This is a genomic window from Nocardia sp. NPDC052001 (assembly GCF_040680615.1).
In the GTDB taxonomy this organism is placed as follows: Bacteria; Actinomycetota; Actinomycetes; order Mycobacteriales; family Mycobacteriaceae; genus Nocardia.
Genome location: NZ_JBFAXC010000006.1, coordinates 84,272 through 104,695, shown reverse-complemented (window position 1 = coordinate 104,695; position 20,424 = coordinate 84,272). Strand labels below are relative to the sequence as shown.

Below are 20,424 nucleotides of genomic sequence, written 5' to 3'. Positions count from 1 at the left end.
CGCTTCCGAGGCGCAACCGGTGGAGGATTTGTGAGATTTACCAGCACTTTTGCTCGAAGGCTTACGATGACCGCCGTGGCGTTCAGCGCGCTGCTGATGCTGCCGGTGACCCCGGCGCAGGCGGACGCACCCGGGTCACTGATCTCGGCAACCCGTCAGCCCGATAGCTATCACGGCATCGCGAACGGCTCCCTGGTGGAGTACTGGACCACCCGATCCAATGGCGAACAGGTCCGGGCCAGCGGGGCCATGTTCGTCCCGGCGGGTCCGGCTCCCGCGGGCGGCTGGCCGATCATGGCCTACAACCACGGCACCACCGGCCTCGGCGCGAACTGCGGCGGCCAGTCCGATCCGGCGACCGCGCCGATGCCGGACGCGCTAGCGGCCGACGAGACGCTGATGCGGTACTTCGTCTCCAGGGGATTCGCCGTCGTCGCCCCCGACCATCTGGGCCTCGGCGTATTCGATACCGGCCCGCACCCGTATCTCGAACTGCGCACCGAGGCGACCGCCACCATCGATATGGTGCGCGCCGCGCGTGCCGCGAATCCCGGGCTGTCGCGCACCTGGGCGGTGACCGGTATGTCGCAGGGCGGTCATGCCTCACTGGGCACCGCGCACCTGCAGTCGTCGGCCGCACCGGATCTCGATTTCCGCGGCACCATCGCCATCGATCCGGCCTCGGATGTGGAGAAGGCGCTGCCCATCGCCGGTCCCTGGGTGCCGCGGCTGCCCGGTGAAATCGGCAGTGGCGTAGGCGCTTTCAGCACCAGCATCCTGGCGGGTATGCGCGCCGCCCGCCCCGACGCACAGGTCGACAGCTATCTGACCGAGCGCGGCCGACGACTGCTCGATGACATCGGGACCCAATGCCTGCCCGCCATCTCCAAGCGCATGTCGCAGGTGTCGATGGGCGAGCTGCTCGCGCGCCCGCTGTCCGAGGGCCCGTTCCCGGCGGTGCTACGGGACTATATGACCGTTCCGGTCCGGGGCTATGACGCGCCGATCCTGCTGCTGCTCAATGCCACCGACACCACCGTCCCGTCCCCGCTGCACGGTGCGCTCGCCGCACAGTTCGCGGCCAATGGCGTCGACTTCGACACGGTCGTCGGCACCGGTACGCACTGCCAGTTGAATCCGGCGATGTGGGCCGCCATCGAGGACTTCGGCAACCGGGTGCTGGCCACTCCGGTCCAGTCCTGACCGCCGCCCGCCCGATGCGGCCTGGAGGGGATCGCATCGGGCGGGCGCGTGTCGGCCGCGGGGCGAGGCCGGAGCGGCGCACGCGGGTTGATAGGTTTCGCAGGGTGTCCGAACCCGAAATCGCCGCTCGTGGAAAAGCCGCCCTGCTAGGTCCCGCCGAGGTGCGGGCGATGGCCGAGCGATTCGGTGTGCGCCCGACCAAGCAGCTCGGACAGAACTTCGTGCACGATGCCAACACCATGCGGCGCATCGTGTCGGCGGCCGGGGTCACCGGCGATGACGTGGCCCTCGAGGTCGGTCCCGGACTCGGCTCGCTCACCCTGGCCCTGCTCGATGTCGCGGATCGGGTGATCGCCGTCGAGATCGATCCGGTGCTGGCCGGACACCTTCCCGGCACCGTCGCCGACCGCGCCCCGGAACTCGCCGACCGGCTCACGGTTGTGGAGAAGGACGCCCTGCGGGTGCAGGCCGCCGATCTGCCCGCCGCACCCACGGCGCTGGTCGCGAACCTGCCCTACAACGTGGCCGTTCCGGTCCTGCTGCATCTGCTGGCCGAATTCCCCAGCATCCGAACCACTCTCATCATGGTGCAGCTCGAGGTCGCCGACCGCCTCGCCGCCATCCCCGGCGGCCGCATCTACGGCGTGCCCAGCGTGAAGGCGGGCTTCTTCGGCACCGTCCGCCGCTCCGGCACGGTCGGCCGCCAAATCTTCTGGCCGGTACCGCAGGTCGAATCCGGTCTGGTGCGCATCGACCGCTACGCCGAGGCGCCCTGGCCGATGGACGAGGATCACCGCAAGAAGGTCTTCGAGGTCATCGACGCCGCCTTCGCGCAGCGGCGCAAGACCCTGCGCGCCGCGCTCGCCGGTTGGGCGGGCTCTCCCGCCGAGGCCGAAAGGCGTTTGGTGGCAGCGGGAATCGCCCCCACCGCCCGCGGTGAGACCCTCGACACCGCGGCCTTCGTCCGCCTGGCCGCGCAGGCGTGAACCGAGTCGCTACACCTGGATTCGCAGGGCATCGAGCAGCCCGTCTTCGATTCCGTCGCCGTCGGCGCGCGCGGTCACGGTGAGCTGCACCAGGTATTCGTAATTGCCAACGGGGACAATCACATAGCGGGTGTGCACCCACAGGACGAGGGCGTCCACGGAATAGGTGCCGCTCACCGCCGCTGACGGAAAGCCTTGGTAGTCGGCGATTTCCGCGCCGAGCTCACGCCAGTCCGGCAGTTGGCGGGCATCGGCGAACGCCGACTCCAGCAGTTCGGCCGGGTTCGACGGCTTGGACAGCCGGCCCACCAGCAGCACGACATTGTCGGCCCAGCCGTTCTCCGGCGGGCGGGTGAAGACGCCGTACGCGCCCGGGAACATGGCGGCGTCCACGGCCTGCCAGCTGTCGGCGAGCGGCAACTCGACCCGCGGTGTCCCGGCCTCGCCCGGCTGCACCGGCGCGATCTCGATCTCCGCTGCGGCCAGGTACTCGGCAATAGTCGTCACGAACTCTGCTCCTCGGCATCGCGGGCGAGGCGGTCCCCACCGCGTTCGCCAGCCATTGAACACGAACCATTCCAGGCGCACACCACCCGCCCGCTACCGGTCACGATCGAAGGCGCTCCCGCCCCTCCGCGACGCGGAGCGACCGCTCCCCGTCATCCCGGCATGCTTTTGGCCGGGATCCACACCGTCCGTACCGCGACGGTTGCGGTGGATCCCGGCCATAGCGCCGGTGAGCCCGGATGCGCTCAGCCGCGGAAGCGGCGCAGGCGCAGGCTGTTGCTGACCACGAAGACGCTGGACAGCGCCATGGCGGCACCGGCGAGCATGGGGTTCAGCAGGCCGGCGGCGGCCAGCGGGATGGCTGCCACGTTGTAGCCGAAGGCCCAGAACAGATTGCCCTTGATGGTGCGCAGGGTGGCCCGGGACAGTTTGATCGCGGTCGGGACCGCGAGCAGATCGTCGCGCACCAGGGTCAGGTCGGCCGCCTGGATGGCGACGTCGGTGCCGGTGCCCATGGCCAGGCCGAGGTCGGCCTGCGCGAGCGCGGCCGCGTCATTGACGCCGTCGCCGACCATGGCGACCACCTTGCCCTGCTCCTGCAGCCGTTTCACCACGGCGAGCTTGTCGCTGGGCAGCACCTCGGCGATGACCTCGTCGATGCCGACCTGATCGGCGACGGTGCGGGCGGTGGCGGCATTGTCACCGGTGAGCAGCACCGGGGTGAGGCCGAGCGCCCGCATGTCCGAGATCGCCTGCGCACTGGTCGGTTTCACGGCGTCGGAGATGACCAGTACGCCGCGAGCGATACCGTCCCAGGCCACCGCGATGGCGGTCTTCCCGGCCTGTTCGGCCCGAGTCTTGGCGTCCGCCAGCATCTCCGGCAGCGTGATCGACCAGTCCTCGAGCAGTTCGGTGCGGCCGATGACGACCGCCCGCTCGCCGACCAGACCCTGTACGCCCTTACCGCCGTGACTGACGAACTGTTCGACGGTCTCGGCGTCGAGCCCGCGCTCGGCCGCGCCCTTCACCACGGCCTTGGCGACCGGATGTTCGGAGCCGTGCTCGACCGCCGCGGCGACCGCCAGCAGTTCGTCCGCGTCCACAGTCGCCGCCGGAATCGCTTCCGCCAGCGTCATTTTGCCGGTGGTCACGGTGCCGGTCTTGTCCAGCACCACGGTGTCGATGCGCCGGGTCGACTCCAGCACCTGCGGACCCTTGATCAGGATGCCCAGTTGCGCGCCGCGACCGGTGCCCACCAATAGCGCCGTGGGGGTGGCCAATCCGAGTGCGCACGGGCAGGCGATGATCAGCACCGCGACGGCCGCGCCGAAGGCGGTCGAGACGGCCGCGCCGGTGCCGAGCCAGAAGCCCAGGGCCGCGACGGCGATCCCGATGACGATCGGCACGAACACCCCGGCCACCCGATCGGCGAGCCGCTGTACGGGAGCCTTACCGTTCTGCGCCTCCTCGACCAGCGAGGCCATCTGCGCCAGTTGGGTATCCGCGCCGACCCGGGTGGCGCGCACGGTCAGCAGACCGCCCGCGTTCACCGTCGCGCCGACCACGGCATCGCCCGGACCGACCTCCACCGGCACCGATTCACCGGTGAGCATGCTCATATCGAGGGCCGAATTGCCTTTGACCACGGTGCCGTCGGTGGCGATCTTCTCGCCGGGCCGCACCAGGAACTCCTCGCCGACCCGCAAATCGCCCACGGGGATACGGGTTTCGACGCCGCCGCGTACGACCGCGACATCCTTCGCGCCCAATTCCAGCAGCGCGCGCAGCGCGGATCCGGCCTTCTCCTTGGATCGGGTCTCGAAATACCGGCCCGCCAGAATCGCGGTGATCAGCGTCGCCGCCACTTCGAAGTACAGCGCCGAGGACGAGTCGCCGCGGGTGATGGCCAGGCTGAAGGGATGTTTCATGCCCGCCATGCCCGCATCACCGAAGAACAGCGCGTACACCGACCAGCCGAAGGCGGCCAGGGTGCCCAGTGAGATGAGCGTATCCATGGTGGCCGCACCGTGTTTGGCGTTCACCCACGCGGCGCGATGGAATTGCGCGCCGCCCCACACCACGATGGGTGCGGTCAGCGTCAGCGAAAGCCATTGCCAGTTGGTGAATTGCAATGCCGGGATCATGGCCATGGCGACCACGGGGATGGCCAGCGCCAGCGTCACCAGCAGCCGATGGCGCAGCCGCTGTGTCGCACCGGGGGCCGAATCACCCTCGCTATCAGCGGGTTTCACCGGTTCGGTGCTGTGCACGGCGGCGGTGTATCCGGTGTCGACGACCTTCGCGATCAGATCATCGGCGGTCACCGACTCCGGGAAGCTGACCTTCGCCTTCTCGGTGGCGTAGTTCACCGTGGCGGTGACGCCGTCGATCCGGTTGAGCTTCTTCTCGATGCGGGACGCGCAGGAGGCGCAGGTCATACCGCCGATTTCCAGCTCGATGGACCGCTCCTGGGCTGGGGCGCTCATCAGTGACCTCCTCCGTGCTGTGAATGCGCGTCCGAAGCGGATGCGGCGGTGATTGTCTCGTTGGTGAATTCGGCGGTGTGCACCGTCCCGCCGTGCTGGAAGTCCAGGTACAGGCGGTACGTGCCATCGCTCGGCGCTTGTGCGTGGAAGGCGACTTCCGGTCCGGGAGCGGTCTTTCCGACCTCGCCCTCGGGGTGCACGTGCAGGTAGGCGAGATCGCTCGCCCGCAGTGCGACCAGGTGCGCGTACGCGCCCAGGTAGGGCTGCAAATCGGTGACCGGTTTACCGTCGCGGGTGACGGTGAACTTCACTTCGCTTCCGGCGGTGGACAGATCGCCGTTCAGGGTGACCTGGTAACCGTCCACCTGCGCGGTCTTGGCCGCGGGAGGCAGCGGTTTGGCGACCGCGTCCCCGGCGACGTTCACGGTCCGGCTGAGCGTCAGCTCGCCCGGGCCGCCCGCGGGGGAGAAGTCGGTGAAGACCCGATAGGTGCCGGGTTCGGCCCACTTCCAGTCGATGGACCAGGTGCCGTCGGCGGCGAGTTCGGGATGCACGTGCCGGAATTGGCTCGCATCCGAACGGACCACGATCAGGTGCAGGTTCTTCTCGTGCAGACTGTTGTATTTCGTGACGGCCCCCTGCGGTCCGGTGATCCGGAAGCGCAGTGCCCCTTGCTGATTGGCGGCGGTCGGGGCGGTGACATCGGTGAGGGCGTACCCCTGCTCGCTGTCGGCGAGCCCCGGAGCGGCCGCGGTGGAATGCGCGGAGGTCGTGCCGGAGGCCGACTCGGCCGGATCGCCCACCAGGGCGCCGATGCCGAGTGCGGCCCCGAACAGTACGACCAGTCCGCCACCGAACGCGGCGAACCGCAGTCGATCGTTCATTCAGCTCGCCACCTCGTACCCGGCTTCGTCGACGGCGGCCGTGACATCGGCGTCGGCGATCGGAGCGGTGGACTCGACCTTGACCAGCCCGGTGGCGAGATCGACATCGACGCTGGTGACACCGTCGATCTTGCCGATCTCCTTCCGGACCGATCCGACGCAGTGGCCGCAGGTCATGCCGGTGACGGTGTAGGTGCTGGTGGCCATTTCGACTCCTCGACTCGCGCTATACGGTGCGGGGGTATCCCCGACACTTCGAAAACATACCCCCCATGGGTACCTGGCGCAAGCGGTTCGGCGTGGAAATTCAGCTCTTCGCGGCCTCGGATTCCGGCCACACCCGTAGTGCCAGCTCAGCGACCTGTGCCAATTCCGCGCGGCTCGCCCCATCGCGGGCGGACTGTGACATGCCCTGCATGATCGCGCCGACATAGCGGGCCAGCGCGTCCGCATCGGTGTCCGCGGGCAGCAGCCCGGCGGCGATATCGACGCGGATCCTATCGGCGAATGCGTGCACATTGGCGGTGCGCATGCCCTCCAGCATGGTCGCGACCTCGGTATTGGTGGTGTTGATTCCGGCGCTGATCACCATGCAGCCGTTCGGGAGTCCGGGCACGGTGTATTCCAGCGCCGCCTCGCGCAGGGTGCGGGCCACCGCGTCCCAGGCGGTCGGTTCCTCGGCGAGCGCGCGGGCCGCGAAACCCGCGTAGTGGTTCGTGTACACGCCGACGGACTCATTGAACAGCTGCTGTTTATCGCCGAAGGCGGCGTACAGGCTGGGCGCGCCGATGCCGAGCTCGCCGGTGAGGTCGCTGATCGAGGTGGCCTCGTACCCCTGTCGCCAGAACAGTCGTAAAGCCTTGTCCAGGGCGGCATCTCGGTCGAATTTCCGGGGTCGGCCCCGGGTGGGTGTGGCCATGCCTCTCATTTTATAGCGTTCGCTAGATAATGTGCTACGGTCCCTTTCTGTAACGATCGCTAGATAAAGGGAGCACCGCTCATGAGCGCACTCGCAGGTAAGACAGCACTGGTCACCGGCAGCGGCCGCGGCATCGGCCGCGCCATCGCACTGCGCCTGGCACAGGACGGCGCACGGGTCGCGGTGCACTACAACCGCGATACCGCCGCCGCCAAGGAGACCGTCGCCGCCATCGAGGCCGCGGGCGGTTCGGCCTTCGCCCTTCAGGCCCGGCTCGGCGTGCCCGGTGATGCCGAAGCCCTGTGGACCGCCTTCGACGCACACGCCGACGGGCTCGACATCCTGGTCAACAACGCCGGGACCGACGGCATCCGCGAACCCATCGGCGGCACCGATGAGGAATCGTTCGACCGCGTGTTCGCGATCAACACCAAATCCCCGTTCTTCGTGACGAAACTCGGGATCGAACGCCTGCGTGACAATGGCCGCATCGTCAGCGTCTCGACCGGTCTCACCCGCGGCGCGTATCAACCGCAGCTGCTCGCCTACACCATGACCAAGGCCGCCATCGACGCGCTGACCAGCATCCTCGCCAAAGAGCTTGGGCCGCGCGGCATTACGGTCAACGCGGTGGCTCCCGGAGCCATCGACACCGATATGAACGCCAGTTGGCTGCGCACCCCCGAGGGGCAGGCCGATACCGCCGCCCGCTCCCCGCTGAACCGGGTCGGCCAGCCCGCCGACGTCGCCGATATCGTCGGTTTTCTCGCCTCCGACGCCTCCCGTTGGGTTACCGGTCAGTGGATCGACGCCACCGGTGGCGCACTCCTGTAGGTAACTGCAACTAGGCTGTGCGCGTGCTGTCTGTTGTGCCCAGCCCCGTCGTCGTGCGCGCGCCCTCGAAGGTGAACCTGCACCTCGGGGTGGGTGATCTTCGTGAGGACGGATACCACGACCTCACCACCGTTTTCCAGGCGCTCTCGCTGAGCGACGATCTGGAGATCGCCCCCGCGGCCGCCCTCACCGTGCAGGTCACCGGTGAGGGCGCCGATGAGGTGCCCACCGATCGCGGAAATCTGGTGTGGCAGGCCGCGGTCCGGCTCGCACATCTGGGCGGGCGCGCACCGCTGGTGGAATTCGCCATCGCCAAGGGCATCCCGGTGGCGGGCGGTATGGCGGGCGGCAGCGCCGATGCCGCGGCCGCCCTGCTCGGTCTGAACGAACTGTGGGAACTCGGCCTGTCCCGCGTCGAATTGTCCGATATCGCAGCCGAACTCGGCAGTGACGTCCCCTTCGCCCTGCACGGCCAGACCGCCCTGGGCCGCGGCCGCGGCGAGGAACTGCTCCCGGTGCTGTGCCGCAACACCTTCCACTGGGTGCTCGCCCTCGCCAAGGGCGGCCTGTCCACCCCCGCGGTGTTCCACGAACTCGACCGCCTCCGCGAAATCGGCGACCCGCCGCGCCTGGGCAGCCCCGAAGCCCTGCTGCAAGCCCTCGCCTCCGGCGACCCGCACCAGCTCGCCCCCCTGCTCGGCAACGACCTGCAAATCGCCGCCCTCTCCCTGAAACCGGAACTCCGCCGCACCCTGCGCGCGGGCGTCACCGCGGGCGCGCTGGCCGGCATAGTCTCCGGCTCCGGCCCCACCTGCGCCTTCCTCTGCGAATCCGAGGAAGCCGCGATCGCGGTCGCCGCCGAACTCTCCGGCGCGGGCGTCTCCCGCAGCGTCCGCACCGCCCACGGCCCGGTCCCCGGCGCGCGCATCCTCAGCGGTTCGCCGGAATCAGCCCGGCGCTGAGCCGAAACAGCGCGGGGCTGAGCTGGAAACAGCGCGGTCGCCGAGGCTGTCGGATGTGGCGGCCTCAGCGGAGGCGAATTGTCAGCCGACGATCTCGGCCAGGCGCTCCACCTGGTCGGCGTCGCGCCCGTAGCAGTAGAACATCATCTCGTCCGCGCCCAGATCATCGAATTGCTTTATGGCGGTGCGGATCTGGTCGGGCGTGGTGAGCATGCCCGCGAGCATGTGATCGGCCCGTCCGGAGAATTCGTAATAGCCGCCCATGGAGGTGCGGGCGTCCTCGATCAACTCCGGGGAGCCGAGCGCGACGTTCACCTGGGCGACGATGCGAGGAGAACCGGTGCGGCCGTGCGCGTTCCACGAAGCGCGCGCGGTGTCGAACAGGCCACCGGCCCAGGACGGCGCGGCCGCGGCGAGGAAACCGCCGCCCCAGCGACCGACCCGATCGATGGCGGCGGGCTGGAATCCGCCGAACAGGATTTCCGGACCTTCGGGTCGCAGCGGCGCGGGCCCGATCGGCCCGCAGCGCTCGCCGAAGGGTGCTCCGGCCCAGAGTCGGCGCATGATCTCGAGCTGTTCGTCGAGCCGTCGCCCGCGCGTGCGCAAATCGGTGCCCGAGGCGATGTGGTCGTCCTCACGACCGCCCACCCCGAGCCCGAGCACCAGCCGCCCGCCGGACATGACATCGAGCGTCGCGGCCTGTTTGGCCAGCAGCGACGGTTCGCGCAGCGGCGCGATGAGCACCTCGGTCTGCAACCGCACTCGCTCGGTGGCGCCCGCGAGCACGGACAGCGCGATCAGCGGCTCAGGATTGTCCCAAACAAGCCGGTCCAGCAGCCCGAGACTGTCGAACGGCCCCGCTTCGGCGCGTCGAGCCCAGTCGAGCAGGGCGGCGGGAGTGGAAATGGGCAGACCGATACCGAACTGCATGTGAATTACCTCCGTCAAAGGGTCAGCGAAAAATGCCGCCCCTCCGTCGCCTCACCAAAGCGGCGGGGGCTCCCATTCTGCGACGTACTTCTGGGGAGCGCCTATCCGAAGTGCTTACGACTCAACCACATTCGGTTACCGCCCACAACCTTTTCGCCGATTCGGCCACCCCTTCCACCGCTGTCACGCGGGCGGGACCGGCGCCGGCCTCGGCTGTGCGCCGACAGGCGCGGCAACCGCGACCAGTAGGCTTTTGGGGTTCGGCAGAAGGCGTGGAGAGGCGGAACGGATCCAGCATGGCCAACCTGATCAACCTGGAACAGGTCAACAAGAGCTTCGGTGTCGCACCGTTGCTCGAGAACATCTCCCTCGGTGTGCAGGAGGGGGAGCGGATCGGGGTCGTGGGTCTCAATGGTGGCGGTAAGACGACACTGTTGGAGGTGCTGACCGGGCTCGAAGAGCCGGACAGCGGCCGGGTCAGTCGGGTCGGCGGACTGCGCATGGCCGTGGTGACCCAGCGCGGGGTGCTGCCGGACGGCGCGACCGTCGGTGAGGTGGTGCTCGCCGGACTCGCCGAGGATCAGATGACCGATGGTGTGGCCGAGCACGAATGGGCCTCCAATCACCGCATTCGCAATGTGGTCGAGGGCATCGGCATCGCCGACCTCGGCATGGATTCGCTGGTGGCCAACCTCTCCGGTGGTGAGCGCCGGCGTACCGCGCTGGCCGCCGCGCTGGTGCGCGATCTGGACCTGCTGGTACTGGACGAGCCCACCAACCACCTCGATGTCGAGGGCGTGCAGTGGCTGGCCGAACATCTGCTGTCCCGCCGCAGCGCGCTGGTGGTCGTGACCCACGATCGCTGGTTCCTGGATACCGTCGCCACCCGCACCTGGGAGGTGCAGGGCGGCAAGGTGGAAACCTACGAGGGCGGTTACAACGACTGGATCTTCGCGCGCGCCGAGCGGTCCCGGCAGGCCGATGCCAGCGAGCAGCGCCGCCAGAACCTGGCGCGCAAGGAGCTGGCCTGGTTGCGGCGCGGTGCGCCCGCGCGTACCTCCAAGCCGCGCTATCGGATCGAGGCCGCGGAGGCGTTGATCGCCAATGTGCCCGCGCCCCGCGACAAGGTGGAATTGGCCTCGTTCGCGCGTAAACGCCTGGGCCGCGTGGTGATCGAGCTCGAGGACGCCACCCTGGCCACCCCCGACGGCCGCGAATTGGTCGGGGATCTGACCTGGCGGCTGGCCCCGGGCGAGCGCGTCGGCCTGGTCGGGGTGAACGGTTCGGGCAAGACCACGCTGTTGCGCGCGCTCGCCGGTGATACGGAATTGCGGGCCGGTAAGCGCATCGAGGGCAAGACCATCAAGATCGGCTGGCTGCGCCAGGAACTCGATGATCTGCCGCTGGATATGCGTGTGCTGGAAGCGGTTCAGGATGTCGCCATGCGAACCATGCTGGGCGATAAGGAGATCAGCGCCGGACAGCTGGCCGAGCGACTCGGTTTCACCCCCGCCAAACAGCGCACCCCCGTCGGTGATCTGTCCGGTGGTGAACGCCGCCGCCTGCAGCTGACCCGAATCCTGATGAGCGAACCCAACGTACTGCTGTTGGACGAGCCCACCAACGACCTGGATATCGACACCCTCCAGCAGCTGGAAGACCTGCTCGACAATTGGGCGGGCACCATGGTCGTCATCTCGCACGACCGGTACCTGGTCGAGCGCATCTGCGACACCACCTGGGCGCTGTTCGGCGACGGCAAGCTCACCAACCTGCCCGGCGGCATCACCGAATACCTGAAGAAGCGGTCCGCCATGGTGGCCGCGAAATCCGGTGCGGCGGCGGCGAATACGAATTCCGGCGCGACCACCACCACCGATGCGGCCGCGCACCGCGCCGCCCGCAAGGAACTGTCCAAGCTGGAGCGCTCCATCCAGAAGCTCGATGAGCGGGAGTCGAAACTGCATGCCGCCCTGGCGGATGCGGCCACGACGCCGGACAAGCTCATCGCCCTGGGCACCGAACTCAAGCAGGTGCAGACGGAGAAGGAAGCGGCCGAGGAGCGCTGGCTGGAACTCGCCGACATCTGATCCGGCGGCCTCGAACAATCGAAAGCCCGTGTCCGACAGGGGCACGGGCTTTTCGTTCGGCCGATATCAGCCGTGTTGTTCGAGGGGCGCGGCCTGATCCAGTGCCGGGACCGGCAGGCAGGTGCGGACGAATCCGGCGCCGAACGAGGTGAGTTCGATGGTGCGGTACAGGACTTTGGTGCCGAAGCCGGCGCGCTTGAGCAGCCGCCGCACCTCCGGCTGTGCTTCCAGCAGCTGATAGCGGTTCGGATTGCCGAGCGGCTCGCGCGTCACATCGACCAGGCCGAGCCGATCCAGGTTGACGAGGTACTCCTCGACCCGGTTCGGGTAGCGCAGTCCGGCGTCCTCGCCGAGCAGATTGAATTCGCCGCCACCGGAATTGCGCCCGGTGCGCACCGCGAGCAGCGGCTGCGGGCCGTCCAGGTAGAGGTACCGGATGACGCGCGCCTCATCGGGCGCGAGCTCGCCCAGAATCCGCGCGTACGCCGGATGTCGTTGCGCGTCATCGTCATCGTGGAATTCGGCTGAGCGGCGGAGCAATTCGGCTCCGCGCGCGCGGAGCACGGTGGGGGAGCAGGGTTCGGCGGAGGCCACCTCGACCGCTTCCGGTGCGGGCACGCCGAGGGCCTGCCGCACCGAATGCCGCACCTGCGCACCGGCATCGGAGAGTATGTCGCGCGGCGCCTGCCCGGCCATACTGCCGCGCAGTACCACCGAGGTGACGCCGAGCGCGGTGCTCAAGCCCCACACCCCGGCCTCGACGGCGGCCGAAACCGCCACGCGCACCACGCCGCCAGCGGCGCGCACCGGCCCGGCCGAGGCGGTGGCCGTCACCGGAACCGGCAGCGGCGCGGCGGGCCGCACCACCAGCGTGGTGGAGCTATCGGCGGGATCCCCTTCGCCCGAGTCGGTTTCGGTCATATCCATGAGGTAGCAACTCCTGTTCCGAAGATCAGGAGGTGAGCGTAACCGGCCAGGAGCCCCAGCACACCGCCATGGACAAACAAGAGCCATTCATCTTGTTTGATGGCCGAACGGAGCATGTCCACGAACTCCGGCGGTGGCAGCGCCGACATTTGTTTGGCGATGTACTCCTGCACCTGCTTGCCCTGCTGCACGTTGAACGCCGGATCCGCGAAGGCGATCGGGGCGATCTTCATGGACTCGGCGGTGAAACTGTCCTGCAGCGAGTCGTATTCGCGATTGCCCAGGAAGAACTTCACCGCCCCGCGCGCCGGGCCGAGCGCCTGATCGGCGGCGGGTTTGAGGGTGTCCGCCAGCATCTGCATGGTGCGGTCCGAGCGCGGCCCGTTGAGCAGTTCGTCGCCGATATTGGCGACGGTCATGATCTGGCTGGCCACCATATCGGCGTAGCCCTCGGTGATCTCGGGCTGCCGCTTGACCAGCAGCCCCTGCCGCCACGGGCACCACCACTTCGGGTAGGCGGGCGCGAAGATCATATTGATGCCGACCCAGTTCACCACCCAGCCGATCACGATGCCGCCGATCGGCAGCACCGCCAGCGCCGACCAGCCGGTCCAGTGCAGGATGCCGACCAGCAGCAGACCCATGGGCGCGCCGAAGTAGAAGCCGAAGTTCTGCATGAATCGCAGTTCTTTCGCCCCGAGCACCTGGAACAGGCTGTTGAGCAACTGCGGTCGCGCCTGGAAGTACCGAATGACCATCTGCTTGACGTCGAGCAGTTGGTCGATGTTGTTGCCGAGTTCGTCGGTGAGTTCGCGCAGAATTGTCGGGAGCTGTTCGGCTACCCGGTTGTGCACCATCTCGCGGACGCCATTGGGCAGGTTATACCAGAGTTGTGGATGTTCGCGCCGCAGAATGTCTTCCACGATGTCACGAATCTGGAGTTCTGCTATTTCAGTCAGGTGTTCCGCGAGCTTGTCGGGTTCGAGTTCGCGATAGAAGTCCGCGACGTTTCCGAGTTTCGCCAGCCCTTTGTCGACGGCAATGCTCGCCATCTTGTCCGCGCGCGACGGAACGATCCCCTGCCAGCCCATCCGCCCGTCGTACTGCAGCAGCGGCAGCACCTGAATCCGCTTGGGCAGGAACGGAAACAACGCCGCCAGCCCGGGCATGCGGAATCCGTGGAAGCTCACCGGTTTGAACAGCATGAGCACGCCGGTCCAGTTGGTGATGTATCCGATGACGCCGGTGAACAATGGAATCGTGATCAATTCCAGCAAAATTGTCGGGTGTACTCCGAAGACACTCTCTAGCAACGTCACCCTCCTGCCGACCCACACCGGTACCCGCCGCCGGCATCAACCCCATCGGCGTCTCGGACCTTACTGTGGATTCAGGAAGTGAGTCCAGTGACGCAGTGTCTGGGTCGGAGATCTCGGTCACAGTGTTCCACCCCGGTGTTCCACTGTTTCGACTTCACCGCGAGAATGGCGGGGACTGCGGGTGGGTCTAGCGGCATAATCTGTGGACGATCTAGTTCACCTGGCAATATTCGGAGATGGACGTGACAGACGACAGGACCTCGCAGTCGCAGGGGGGTGCAGGCGAGGTGGTCCGTCCGGGTCCCCGTGCTGTGGAACGCAGCTCGGACGTCGAGCAGCGCCAGATCAGCAATGAGGCCCGGATGATCCGCGGGGTCTTCCGCGCGGCCGGACTCGCCGTCGGCACCGCGGCGCGCGGTAGCCAGTGGGCGGTCGGCACCGGCTTCGATATCACCAAACAATTGACGCAGGCGGCCCTGGACGGCGAATCCTCGGCGGATATCGCCGAGCGCACCGGCGCGGCACTGCGTTCCATCGCGCGCAGCGCACTGGGCGTCACCGAGGGTTCGGTGCGCGAAATCGTCAGTTACGTACCGACTCCCGTGAACGGGCCGAATCAGCACGCCATCGGTGCGGGCGCGCTGTTGCGCTCGGCCACCAGCGAGGAACTGCGCCGCCGCGGTGACGCGCTGCTCGCGCGGTCGGCCGATGTCTACTTCACCGAGGACGTGCATCCGGCCTACGACCGGATTCTCGATCAGCTCGCGCCCGATGAGGCGCGCATCCTGCGCTTCATGGCCCTGAACGGCCCGCAGCCGACCGTGGATGTGCGCACCAACCGGCCGCTCGGCATCGGTTCGGAGCTGGTGCAGGGCGATCTGACCTCGGTGCCCGAACAGGCGGGCGTCCGCTATCCCGATCGCGCCCGGCACTACCTGATCAACCTGAATCGGCTGGGCCTGACCACCACCTCCGACGATCCGGTGGTGCTCTCGCGCTACATGGTGCTCGAAGTGCAGCCGGTGGTGGAGTCCGCGCTGAAGAAGGCGGGCCGCGTACCCAAGATCGTCCGAAAGAGCCTGCGGCTGACCGAGTTCGGCGAGGACTTCTGCACCACCTGCTTCAGCATCAGCCACTGACCAACCCGCACCGCATGAGATCAGCTGTTGCGTCGCGATAGCGATCTGGTACAGATCTGCGCTAATACACCAGTATCCCCATGTCTGATGGGATTGTGGGTGTTATGGATTCCGATGCGGTCGCCGCGATCAGCCGGTTGAAGTTCCGGTATCTGCGTGCCCTCGACACCAAGTCGTGGGAGGAGTTCGCCGACACCATGATCCCGGAGGCGACCGCCACCTACAGCGAGTACCTACAGTTCGAGTCCCGGGACGCGTTCCTGGCGTTCATGCGCAATACGCTCGGCCCGCACGTCATCACCGAACACCGCTGCGACCACCCGGAAATCGATGTCACCGGCGATAAGGCGGTCGGCACCTGGTACCTCGCCGATACGGTCCTGATCCCGGGGCACAATATGCTGCTGCGCGGCGCGGCCTTCTACTCCGACCAGTACGTGAAATGCGATGACGGCAACTGGCGCATCGCGCACACCGGCTACGAGCGCACCTACGAAGTGGTCATGTCCCTCTCGGATCTGCCGAGCCTGCGCCTGACCTCCAGCCGCTGGGGCCTGATCGCCCGCGATCCGGCCGACACCCCGCGCACCGATCCCGCGCCGCCCGACGCGACGGGGACCATGGGCTGACTCAGGTCATTCCGGCCGGCGAGCGGATGCTCAGTCGGCGGTCGCGACCAGCGGTTCGAGCGTCAGGTTCGGGTGTTCCTTCTGCACGTAGGCCAGCTTCCACTTGTCACCGAAGAGCGCGAGCATCACACCGTCGGTGCGGGTGAACACTTCCACGCCACGCTGGCGGCCGAGTTCGACCGCCGATTCGGCATCGGTGCGGCGGGCCAGCTGATACGGCAGCGAGTCGAGATTGGTCTCGACGTTGTACTCACCGAGCATGCGCGCGGTCACGACCTCGAACTGCATCGGGCCGACGGCGGCCAGCACGGGGGAGGCGTCACCGCGAATATCGTTGCGCAGCACCTGAACCACGCCCTCGGAGTCGAGCTGGTCGATGGCCTTGCGGAACTGCTTGTACTTGCCCGCGCTCTGCGCGCGCAGGGTGGCGAAATGCTCCGGCGCGAACGACGGGATCGGCGGGAACTGCACCTTCTTGTCCGCGAACAGGGTGTGCCCCGGGGCCAGCGCGGTCGCGTTGACCAAACCCACCACATCACCCGGATACGCGGTATCGACGGTGGTGCGCTCGCGGCCGAAAATGGTGAGCGCGTACTTGGTGGCGAACGGGCGACCGGTCTGCGCGTGCGTCACCACCATGCCGCGCTCGAATTCACCGGACACGATGCGCATGAAGGCGAGGCGGTCGCGGTGCGCGGTATCCATACCGGCCTGCACCTTGAAGATGACCGCGCTGAACGGATCGCTCGTCTCGCGCGGCCGATCATTGATGTCGATGCGGGCGCGCGGTGCGGGCGCGAGTTCGATGAGCGTCTCGAGCAGTTGGCGCACACCGAAATTCAGCATGGCGGAGCCGTAGATGACCGGTGAGGTGTGCCCGGCCAGGAACAGTTCCTGATCGTGGTCCTGTCCGGCGGCGGACAGCAGTTCACTCTCCTCGACGGCGGTGATCCAGGCCTCGCCCTCGCGTTCGGCGGCCTGTTCGGGTGTCAGATGCTCCTCGGGCGCGATGGTCGCGCCGCCCGCGGTGCGGGTGAAGTGGATGTATTCGGCGGGTGCGCCTTCCGCGCCGCGGCGCAGCAGCCCGCGGAAATCACCGGCGATGCCGACGGGCAGGAACAGCGGGGTGGGGGTGAGCCCGATGCGGTCGATGATCTCGTCGAGCAGTTCCAGCGGCGCCTGGCCCGGCCGGTCCCACTTGTTGATGACGGTGATGACGGGGATGCCGCGATCGCGTGCCACCTGAAAGAGCTTGAGCGTCTGCGGTTCCAGGCCCTTGGCCGCGTCGATGAGCATGACCGCCGCGTCGACCGCGGTGAGCACGCGGTAGGTGTCCTCGGAGAAGTCGGAGTGACCGGGCGTATCCACGAGGTTGATCACACAGTCGCCGTATTCGAACTGCAGCGCCGTGGAGCTGACGGAGATACCGCGCGCCTTCTCCATTTCCATCCAGTCGGAGACGGTGGACTTGCGCCCCGCCTTGCCGTGGATGGCGCCGGCCTCGGAGATGACCTTCGCGTGCAGCGCCAGCGCTTCGGTGAGCGTCGACTTACCGGCGTCCGGATGGGAGATCACCGCGAAGGTGCGCCGCCGGGCCACCTCGTCGGCCAACCGCCCGGAACTGGGTGCGGTGGTCGCGCTGGCAGTCGGGGAACTCACGGGGGACTCCTTCGCAGACGAGGCAACCGAACCAGGGTACGCGACGAGGCCCGTCAGCCGAGATGGCGGGTGATGGCGTTGGCGACCAGGCGGGCCGGATCCGCGCCGGGCGCGATGGCTTCGATGCTGCGGTTGGCGACCACGGTGGCGATGCCGTGCAGGCTGGTCCACAGGCTCAGCGCGATTTCGGCGGCGTCGAGGGGGGTTTCGCCGGGTGCGGGCGCGGGGATGTTCGAGGCGACGAGCTCGCGCCAGCGGCGGAACAGTGGGAGCGTGACGTTCACGCGCAGGTTCTCGCCCGCACCCTCCAGCAGGTCGTGGCGGAACATGAGGGTGAACATCTCGGGGCGGAGCGCGGCGAATTCCATATAGGCGAGCGCTGTGCGCTCGAGTCGATCGCGGGGCGCGGAGACCGGGGCGGCGGGGGATCGCGGTGTATCCGCCTGTATCGCTTCGAGTCTCGCGCCGAGGTCGGCATAACCGCGTGCGGCGATGGCGGCCAGCAGCGCGTTGTGGGTGGGGAACCAGCGGCGCGGCGCACCGTGTGACACCCCCGCTTCGCGGGCGATGGCGCGCAGGCCGAGCTGTCCCGCGCCGACCTCCTCGAGCATCTCGACCCCGGCGCTCACCAGCCGTTCCCGCAGCGGCTCAACCACACTCATGCCGCACATCCTCCCAAGTCGTGTGTGCGATTCATCGTAGACACTGTCTACTCGCATGGTGTAGACCTGATTACGACCGCGTAGACGATGTCTACGCATTTGGCTTCCGGGGAGGTTCTCGTGTGGTACTGGCTGTTGAAACATGTGTTCGTCGGACCCTTGCTCAGGCTGATGGGCAGACCGGAAGTCGAAGGGCTGCACCATGTTCCGGCTGACGGCCCGGTGATCATCGCCGCCAACCATCTGGCCGTGGTGGATTCGCTCTACCTGTGCCTGGTGCTGAACCGCCCGGTCACCTTCATCGCGAAGCAGGAGTACTTCACCACCGGCGGCTTCCGGGGCCGGGTGAACCGCTGGGTCATGAAGGCCACCGGACAGGTCCCCGTCGATCGCACCGGCGGGCAGGCCGGGGGCGATTCCCTCGCCGCGGCCGTGCGAATTCTGGAAGAGGGCGGCATCTGGGGCATCCATCCCGAGGGCACCCGCTCACCCGACGGCCGCATCTATCGCGGCCGCACCGGCGTCATTCGGGTCGCCATGCAGACCGGCGCGCCCGTGGTCCCCGTGGTGCTGTCCGGCACCGATCGGGTCAATCCGCGCAATCGCCGCTTCCTGCGCCCGGCCAAGGTGCGCATCTCCATCGGCCGCCCGCGCTACTTCGTCCCCGCCGATCGCAATGGCGTGCGGCGGGCCACCGATGAACTGATGGCGGATCTGGTGCGCCGTTCGGGTCGCCCCTATGTCGATTGCTACGCAGCCACATTCAAGGATCGGGCCGAGGCCGCGTAGCCGAAGGGCGACACCTTACCTCGCGGAGGTGGGGGTGGTGCGGAGCATCTATCACCGCGTGTTAAAGTCTTCAGGTTGTCTCGGCGAGGGTGCGACACCCCAAAAATGTCCACCGTGATCGACGGGCTCGGCTTCCGGCCGTCCCTGTTGGTCTTCGCCCGACGAATAGACCAACATCGCGCCAGGGCGGCAATATCCCCTGGCCAGCACGCTGACATCAGCCCGGACGAGCCCGTAGGAGTAGACAGTCATGTCCGACGCCAACCTTCTCGAAGCCACTGTACGCACCGAGTTCGGCAAGGGTGCCGCGCGTCGTACCCGCCGCGACGGCAATGTGCCCGCCGTGCTGTACGGCCACAACACCGAGCCGCAGCACCTCGCCGTGAACGCGCGTGAATTCGCCGCCATCCTGCGTGAGCACGGCACCAACGCCGTGCTGAACCTGGACATCGCGGGCAAGAAGCACCTGGCGCTGACCAAGTCCGTGGTCGTGCACCCGATCCGTCGCTACATCGAGCACGCCGACCTGCTGGTCATCCGTCGCGGTGAGCGCGTCGTCGCCGATGTGCACGTGAACCTGGTCGGCGAGGCCGCCTCCGGCACCCTGGTCACCTCCGATGTCACCGTGCTCTCCATCGAGGCCGATGTCATGAGCCTGCCCGACGCCATCGACGTCTCCATCGAGGGCGTCGAGGCCGGCACCCAGATCAACGCGGGCGACATCACCCTGCCCGAGGGTGTCACCCTGGCCGGCGACGCCGACGCGCTGATCGTCAACATCATCGCCGCCCCGGCCTCCGCGCAGGAGACCGAAGAGGCTGCCGAGGCTGCCGCCGCCGGCGACTCCGCCGCCGAGTAATACTGCCCCACAAGGGTTCTCGTGACCGAGGCGACGGCCGGGCCCGCGCTCGTGGTCGGACTGGGTAATCCCGGTTCCGAATACGAGCGCACCCGGCACAATGTCGGATTCATGGTCGCCGATGTGCTCGCGGAGCGCGTCGGCGGCCGTTTCACCGTGCACAAGAAGTCCGGCGCGGACCTGCTCGAGGCGCGCCTGGACGGGCGCAAGGTGCTGATCGCCAAACCGCGCAGCTATATGAACCTGTCCGGTCGCCCGGTCGCGGCACTGGCGAAATTCTTCTCGGTGCCCGCCACCGAGGTGATCGCCATCCACGATGAACTCGATCTGCCGTTCGGCGTGATCCGGTTGAAGCAGGGCGGCGGCGAGGGCGGGCACAATGGCCTGCGCTCCATGTCGCAGGCGCTGACCACGAAGGATTACCTGCGGGTCCGGTTCGGCATCGGGCGTCCGCCCGGCCGCCAGGATCCCGCCGACTATGTGCTCAAGCCGTTCTCGGCTGCCGAGCGCAAGGAGGTGCCGGTGATCGTGGAGCAGGCCGCCGACGCGGTGGAGCTACTGCTTCGAGTCGGGCTCGAGCCCGCACAGAACCAGTTGCACTGAGCTGTAAAGACTTTCGCACCCCCGTCCGGATTCCGGA

The 20,424-nt window shown here is 67.7% G+C and carries 20 protein-coding genes; 10 read left to right on the top strand and 10 right to left on the bottom strand.

Annotation, left to right across the window (positions count from 1 at the left end; all coding sequences use genetic code 11):
- Positions 1 to 66 precede the first annotated feature (66 nt).
- Entirely contained in the window at positions 67 to 1,203 is a 1,137-nt protein-coding gene (locus tag AB0L82_RS27070) for a lipase family protein (RefSeq protein ID WP_364642087.1), read from the top strand.
- A gap of 104 nt (positions 1,204 to 1,307) precedes the next feature.
- The gene (rsmA, locus tag AB0L82_RS27065) at positions 1,308 to 2,189 is read left to right on the top strand and encodes a 16S rRNA (adenine(1518)-N(6)/adenine(1519)-N(6))-dimethyltransferase RsmA (protein WP_364642084.1); all 882 of its coding nucleotides are present in this window, start codon (positions 1,308 to 1,310) and stop codon (positions 2,187 to 2,189) included.
- Positions 2,190 to 2,198: 9 nt separating this feature from the next.
- Here the strand turns inward: rsmA and AB0L82_RS27060 are convergent, their stop codons facing one another.
- The 5 genes from AB0L82_RS27060 to AB0L82_RS27040 all read right to left on the bottom strand — a co-directional run bounded on the left by AB0L82_RS27060 (position 2,199) and on the right by AB0L82_RS27040 (position 6,985).
- Positions 2,199 to 2,696, bottom strand: a complete 498-nt coding sequence (locus AB0L82_RS27060; RefSeq protein WP_364642081.1) for an LpqN/LpqT family lipoprotein — start codon at positions 2,694 to 2,696, stop codon at positions 2,199 to 2,201.
- A gap of 245 nt (positions 2,697 to 2,941) precedes the next feature.
- Complete coding sequence (locus AB0L82_RS27055) at positions 2,942 to 5,182, bottom strand: heavy metal translocating P-type ATPase (RefSeq protein WP_364642077.1); 2,241 nt, start codon at positions 5,180 to 5,182, stop codon at positions 2,942 to 2,944.
- The gene (locus tag AB0L82_RS27050) at positions 5,182 to 6,066 is read right to left on the bottom strand and encodes a hypothetical protein (protein ID WP_364642074.1); all 885 of its coding nucleotides are present in this window, start codon (positions 6,064 to 6,066) and stop codon (positions 5,182 to 5,184) included. The genes AB0L82_RS27055 and AB0L82_RS27050 overlap by 1 nt, the downstream gene beginning before the upstream one ends.
- Positions 6,067 to 6,273 carry a copper ion binding protein gene (locus AB0L82_RS27045; protein ID WP_364642071.1) on the bottom strand — a complete coding sequence of 69 codons (207 nt, stop codon included), beginning with the start codon at positions 6,271 to 6,273 and terminating at the stop codon, positions 6,067 to 6,069.
- A 100-nt stretch (positions 6,274 to 6,373) separates the two neighbouring features.
- A complete protein-coding gene (locus tag AB0L82_RS27040; protein ID WP_364642068.1) occupies positions 6,374 to 6,985 on the bottom strand; it encodes a TetR/AcrR family transcriptional regulator in 612 nt (203 codons plus the stop codon).
- A gap of 81 nt (positions 6,986 to 7,066) precedes the next feature.
- On the opposite strand from AB0L82_RS27040, the gene AB0L82_RS27035 reads away from it, so the two are divergent.
- Both AB0L82_RS27035 and AB0L82_RS27030 read left to right on the top strand, forming a co-directional pair.
- Positions 7,067 to 7,819: an SDR family oxidoreductase gene (locus tag AB0L82_RS27035; protein WP_364642064.1), complete on the top strand. Its 753-nt coding sequence runs from the start codon at positions 7,067 to 7,069 to the stop codon at positions 7,817 to 7,819.
- A 23-nt stretch (positions 7,820 to 7,842) separates the two neighbouring features.
- A complete protein-coding gene (locus AB0L82_RS27030) occupies positions 7,843 to 8,781 on the top strand; it encodes a 4-(cytidine 5'-diphospho)-2-C-methyl-D-erythritol kinase (RefSeq protein WP_364642062.1) in 939 nt (312 codons plus the stop codon).
- 81 nt (positions 8,782 to 8,862) lie between these two features.
- Here AB0L82_RS27030 and AB0L82_RS27025 read toward each other — a convergent pair whose 3' ends face one another.
- On the bottom strand, positions 8,863 to 9,711 hold the full coding sequence (locus tag AB0L82_RS27025; RefSeq protein WP_364642059.1) for an LLM class flavin-dependent oxidoreductase: 849 nt from the start codon (positions 9,709 to 9,711) through the stop codon (positions 8,863 to 8,865).
- A gap of 296 nt (positions 9,712 to 10,007) precedes the next feature.
- Here AB0L82_RS27025 and AB0L82_RS27020 point away from each other — a divergent pair, with 296 nt between their 5' ends.
- Positions 10,008 to 11,801, top strand: a complete 1,794-nt coding sequence (locus AB0L82_RS27020) for an ABC-F family ATP-binding cassette domain-containing protein (RefSeq protein WP_364642056.1) — start codon at positions 10,008 to 10,010, stop codon at positions 11,799 to 11,801.
- Positions 11,802 to 11,867: 66 nt separating this feature from the next.
- Here AB0L82_RS27020 and AB0L82_RS27015 read toward each other — a convergent pair whose 3' ends face one another.
- Positions 11,868 to 12,728, bottom strand: coding sequence for an Abi-alpha family protein (locus AB0L82_RS27015; protein ID WP_364642053.1), 861 nt, complete (start codon positions 12,726 to 12,728; stop codon positions 11,868 to 11,870).
- The gene (locus AB0L82_RS27010; protein ID WP_364642050.1) at positions 12,719 to 13,996 is read right to left on the bottom strand and encodes a hypothetical protein; all 1,278 of its coding nucleotides are present in this window, start codon (positions 13,994 to 13,996) and stop codon (positions 12,719 to 12,721) included. The genes AB0L82_RS27015 and AB0L82_RS27010 overlap by 10 nt, the downstream gene beginning before the upstream one ends.
- A gap of 362 nt (positions 13,997 to 14,358) precedes the next feature.
- On the opposite strand from AB0L82_RS27010, the gene AB0L82_RS27005 reads away from it, so the two are divergent.
- Positions 14,359 to 15,186, top strand: a complete 828-nt coding sequence (locus tag AB0L82_RS27005; RefSeq protein WP_364642048.1) for a DUF4393 domain-containing protein — start codon at positions 14,359 to 14,361, stop codon at positions 15,184 to 15,186.
- Positions 15,187 to 15,290: 104 nt separating this feature from the next.
- Positions 15,291 to 15,815 (top strand): nuclear transport factor 2 family protein, encoded by a 525-nt coding sequence (locus AB0L82_RS27000; RefSeq protein ID WP_364642045.1) that lies wholly within the window; start codon positions 15,291 to 15,293, stop codon positions 15,813 to 15,815.
- A 30-nt stretch (positions 15,816 to 15,845) separates the two neighbouring features.
- On the opposite strand, the gene AB0L82_RS26995 is transcribed toward AB0L82_RS27000, so the two are convergent.
- Complete coding sequence (locus tag AB0L82_RS26995) at positions 15,846 to 17,426, bottom strand: peptide chain release factor 3 (protein WP_364642962.1); 1,581 nt, start codon at positions 17,424 to 17,426, stop codon at positions 15,846 to 15,848.
- Between the two features lie 101 nt (positions 17,427 to 17,527).
- A complete protein-coding gene (locus AB0L82_RS26990) occupies positions 17,528 to 18,136 on the bottom strand; it encodes a TetR/AcrR family transcriptional regulator (protein ID WP_364642042.1) in 609 nt (202 codons plus the stop codon).
- Positions 18,137 to 18,256: 120 nt separating this feature from the next.
- On the opposite strand from AB0L82_RS26990, the gene AB0L82_RS26985 reads away from it, so the two are divergent.
- The 3 genes from AB0L82_RS26985 (at position 18,257) to pth (ending at position 20,387) form a co-directional block, all read left to right on the top strand.
- Positions 18,257 to 18,925, top strand: a complete 669-nt coding sequence (locus AB0L82_RS26985) for a lysophospholipid acyltransferase family protein (protein WP_364642039.1) — start codon at positions 18,257 to 18,259, stop codon at positions 18,923 to 18,925.
- 250 nt (positions 18,926 to 19,175) lie between these two features.
- On the top strand, positions 19,176 to 19,784 hold the full coding sequence (locus AB0L82_RS26980) for a 50S ribosomal protein L25/general stress protein Ctc (RefSeq protein WP_364642036.1): 609 nt from the start codon (positions 19,176 to 19,178) through the stop codon (positions 19,782 to 19,784).
- A gap of 21 nt (positions 19,785 to 19,805) precedes the next feature.
- Positions 19,806 to 20,387, top strand: coding sequence for an aminoacyl-tRNA hydrolase (gene pth, locus AB0L82_RS26975; RefSeq protein WP_364642033.1), 582 nt, complete (start codon positions 19,806 to 19,808; stop codon positions 20,385 to 20,387).
- Positions 20,388 to 20,424 lie beyond the last annotated feature (37 nt).

Excerpts from the sequence above, each read along its gene's own strand:
- AB0L82_RS27070 (WP_364642087.1), top strand. The coding sequence starts at position 67 with ATGACCGCCGTGGCGTTCAGCGCGCTGCTGATGCTGCCGGTGACCCCG.
- AB0L82_RS27055 (WP_364642077.1), bottom strand. The coding sequence starts at position 5,182 with ATGAGCGCCCCAGCCCAGGAGCGGTCCATCGAGCTGGAAATCGGCGGT.
- AB0L82_RS27050 (WP_364642074.1), bottom strand. The coding sequence starts at position 6,066 with ATGAACGATCGACTGCGGTTCGCCGCGTTCGGTGGCGGACTGGTCGTA.
- AB0L82_RS27045 (WP_364642071.1), bottom strand. The coding sequence starts at position 6,273 with ATGGCCACCAGCACCTACACCGTCACCGGCATGACCTGCGGCCACTGC.
- AB0L82_RS27040 (WP_364642068.1), bottom strand. The coding sequence starts at position 6,985 with ATGGCCACACCCACCCGGGGCCGACCCCGGAAATTCGACCGAGATGCC.
- AB0L82_RS27035 (WP_364642064.1), top strand. The coding sequence starts at position 7,067 with ATGAGCGCACTCGCAGGTAAGACAGCACTGGTCACCGGCAGCGGCCGC.
- AB0L82_RS27025 (WP_364642059.1), bottom strand. The coding sequence starts at position 9,711 with ATGCAGTTCGGTATCGGTCTGCCCATTTCCACTCCCGCCGCCCTGCTC.
- AB0L82_RS27020 (WP_364642056.1), top strand. The coding sequence starts at position 10,008 with ATGGCCAACCTGATCAACCTGGAACAGGTCAACAAGAGCTTCGGTGTC.
- AB0L82_RS27015 (WP_364642053.1), bottom strand. The coding sequence starts at position 12,728 with ATGGATATGACCGAAACCGACTCGGGCGAAGGGGATCCCGCCGATAGC.
- AB0L82_RS27000 (WP_364642045.1), top strand. The coding sequence starts at position 15,291 with ATGGATTCCGATGCGGTCGCCGCGATCAGCCGGTTGAAGTTCCGGTAT.
- AB0L82_RS26990 (WP_364642042.1), bottom strand. The coding sequence starts at position 18,136 with ATGAGTGTGGTTGAGCCGCTGCGGGAACGGCTGGTGAGCGCCGGGGTC.
- AB0L82_RS26980 (WP_364642036.1), top strand. The coding sequence starts at position 19,176 with ATGTCCGACGCCAACCTTCTCGAAGCCACTGTACGCACCGAGTTCGGC.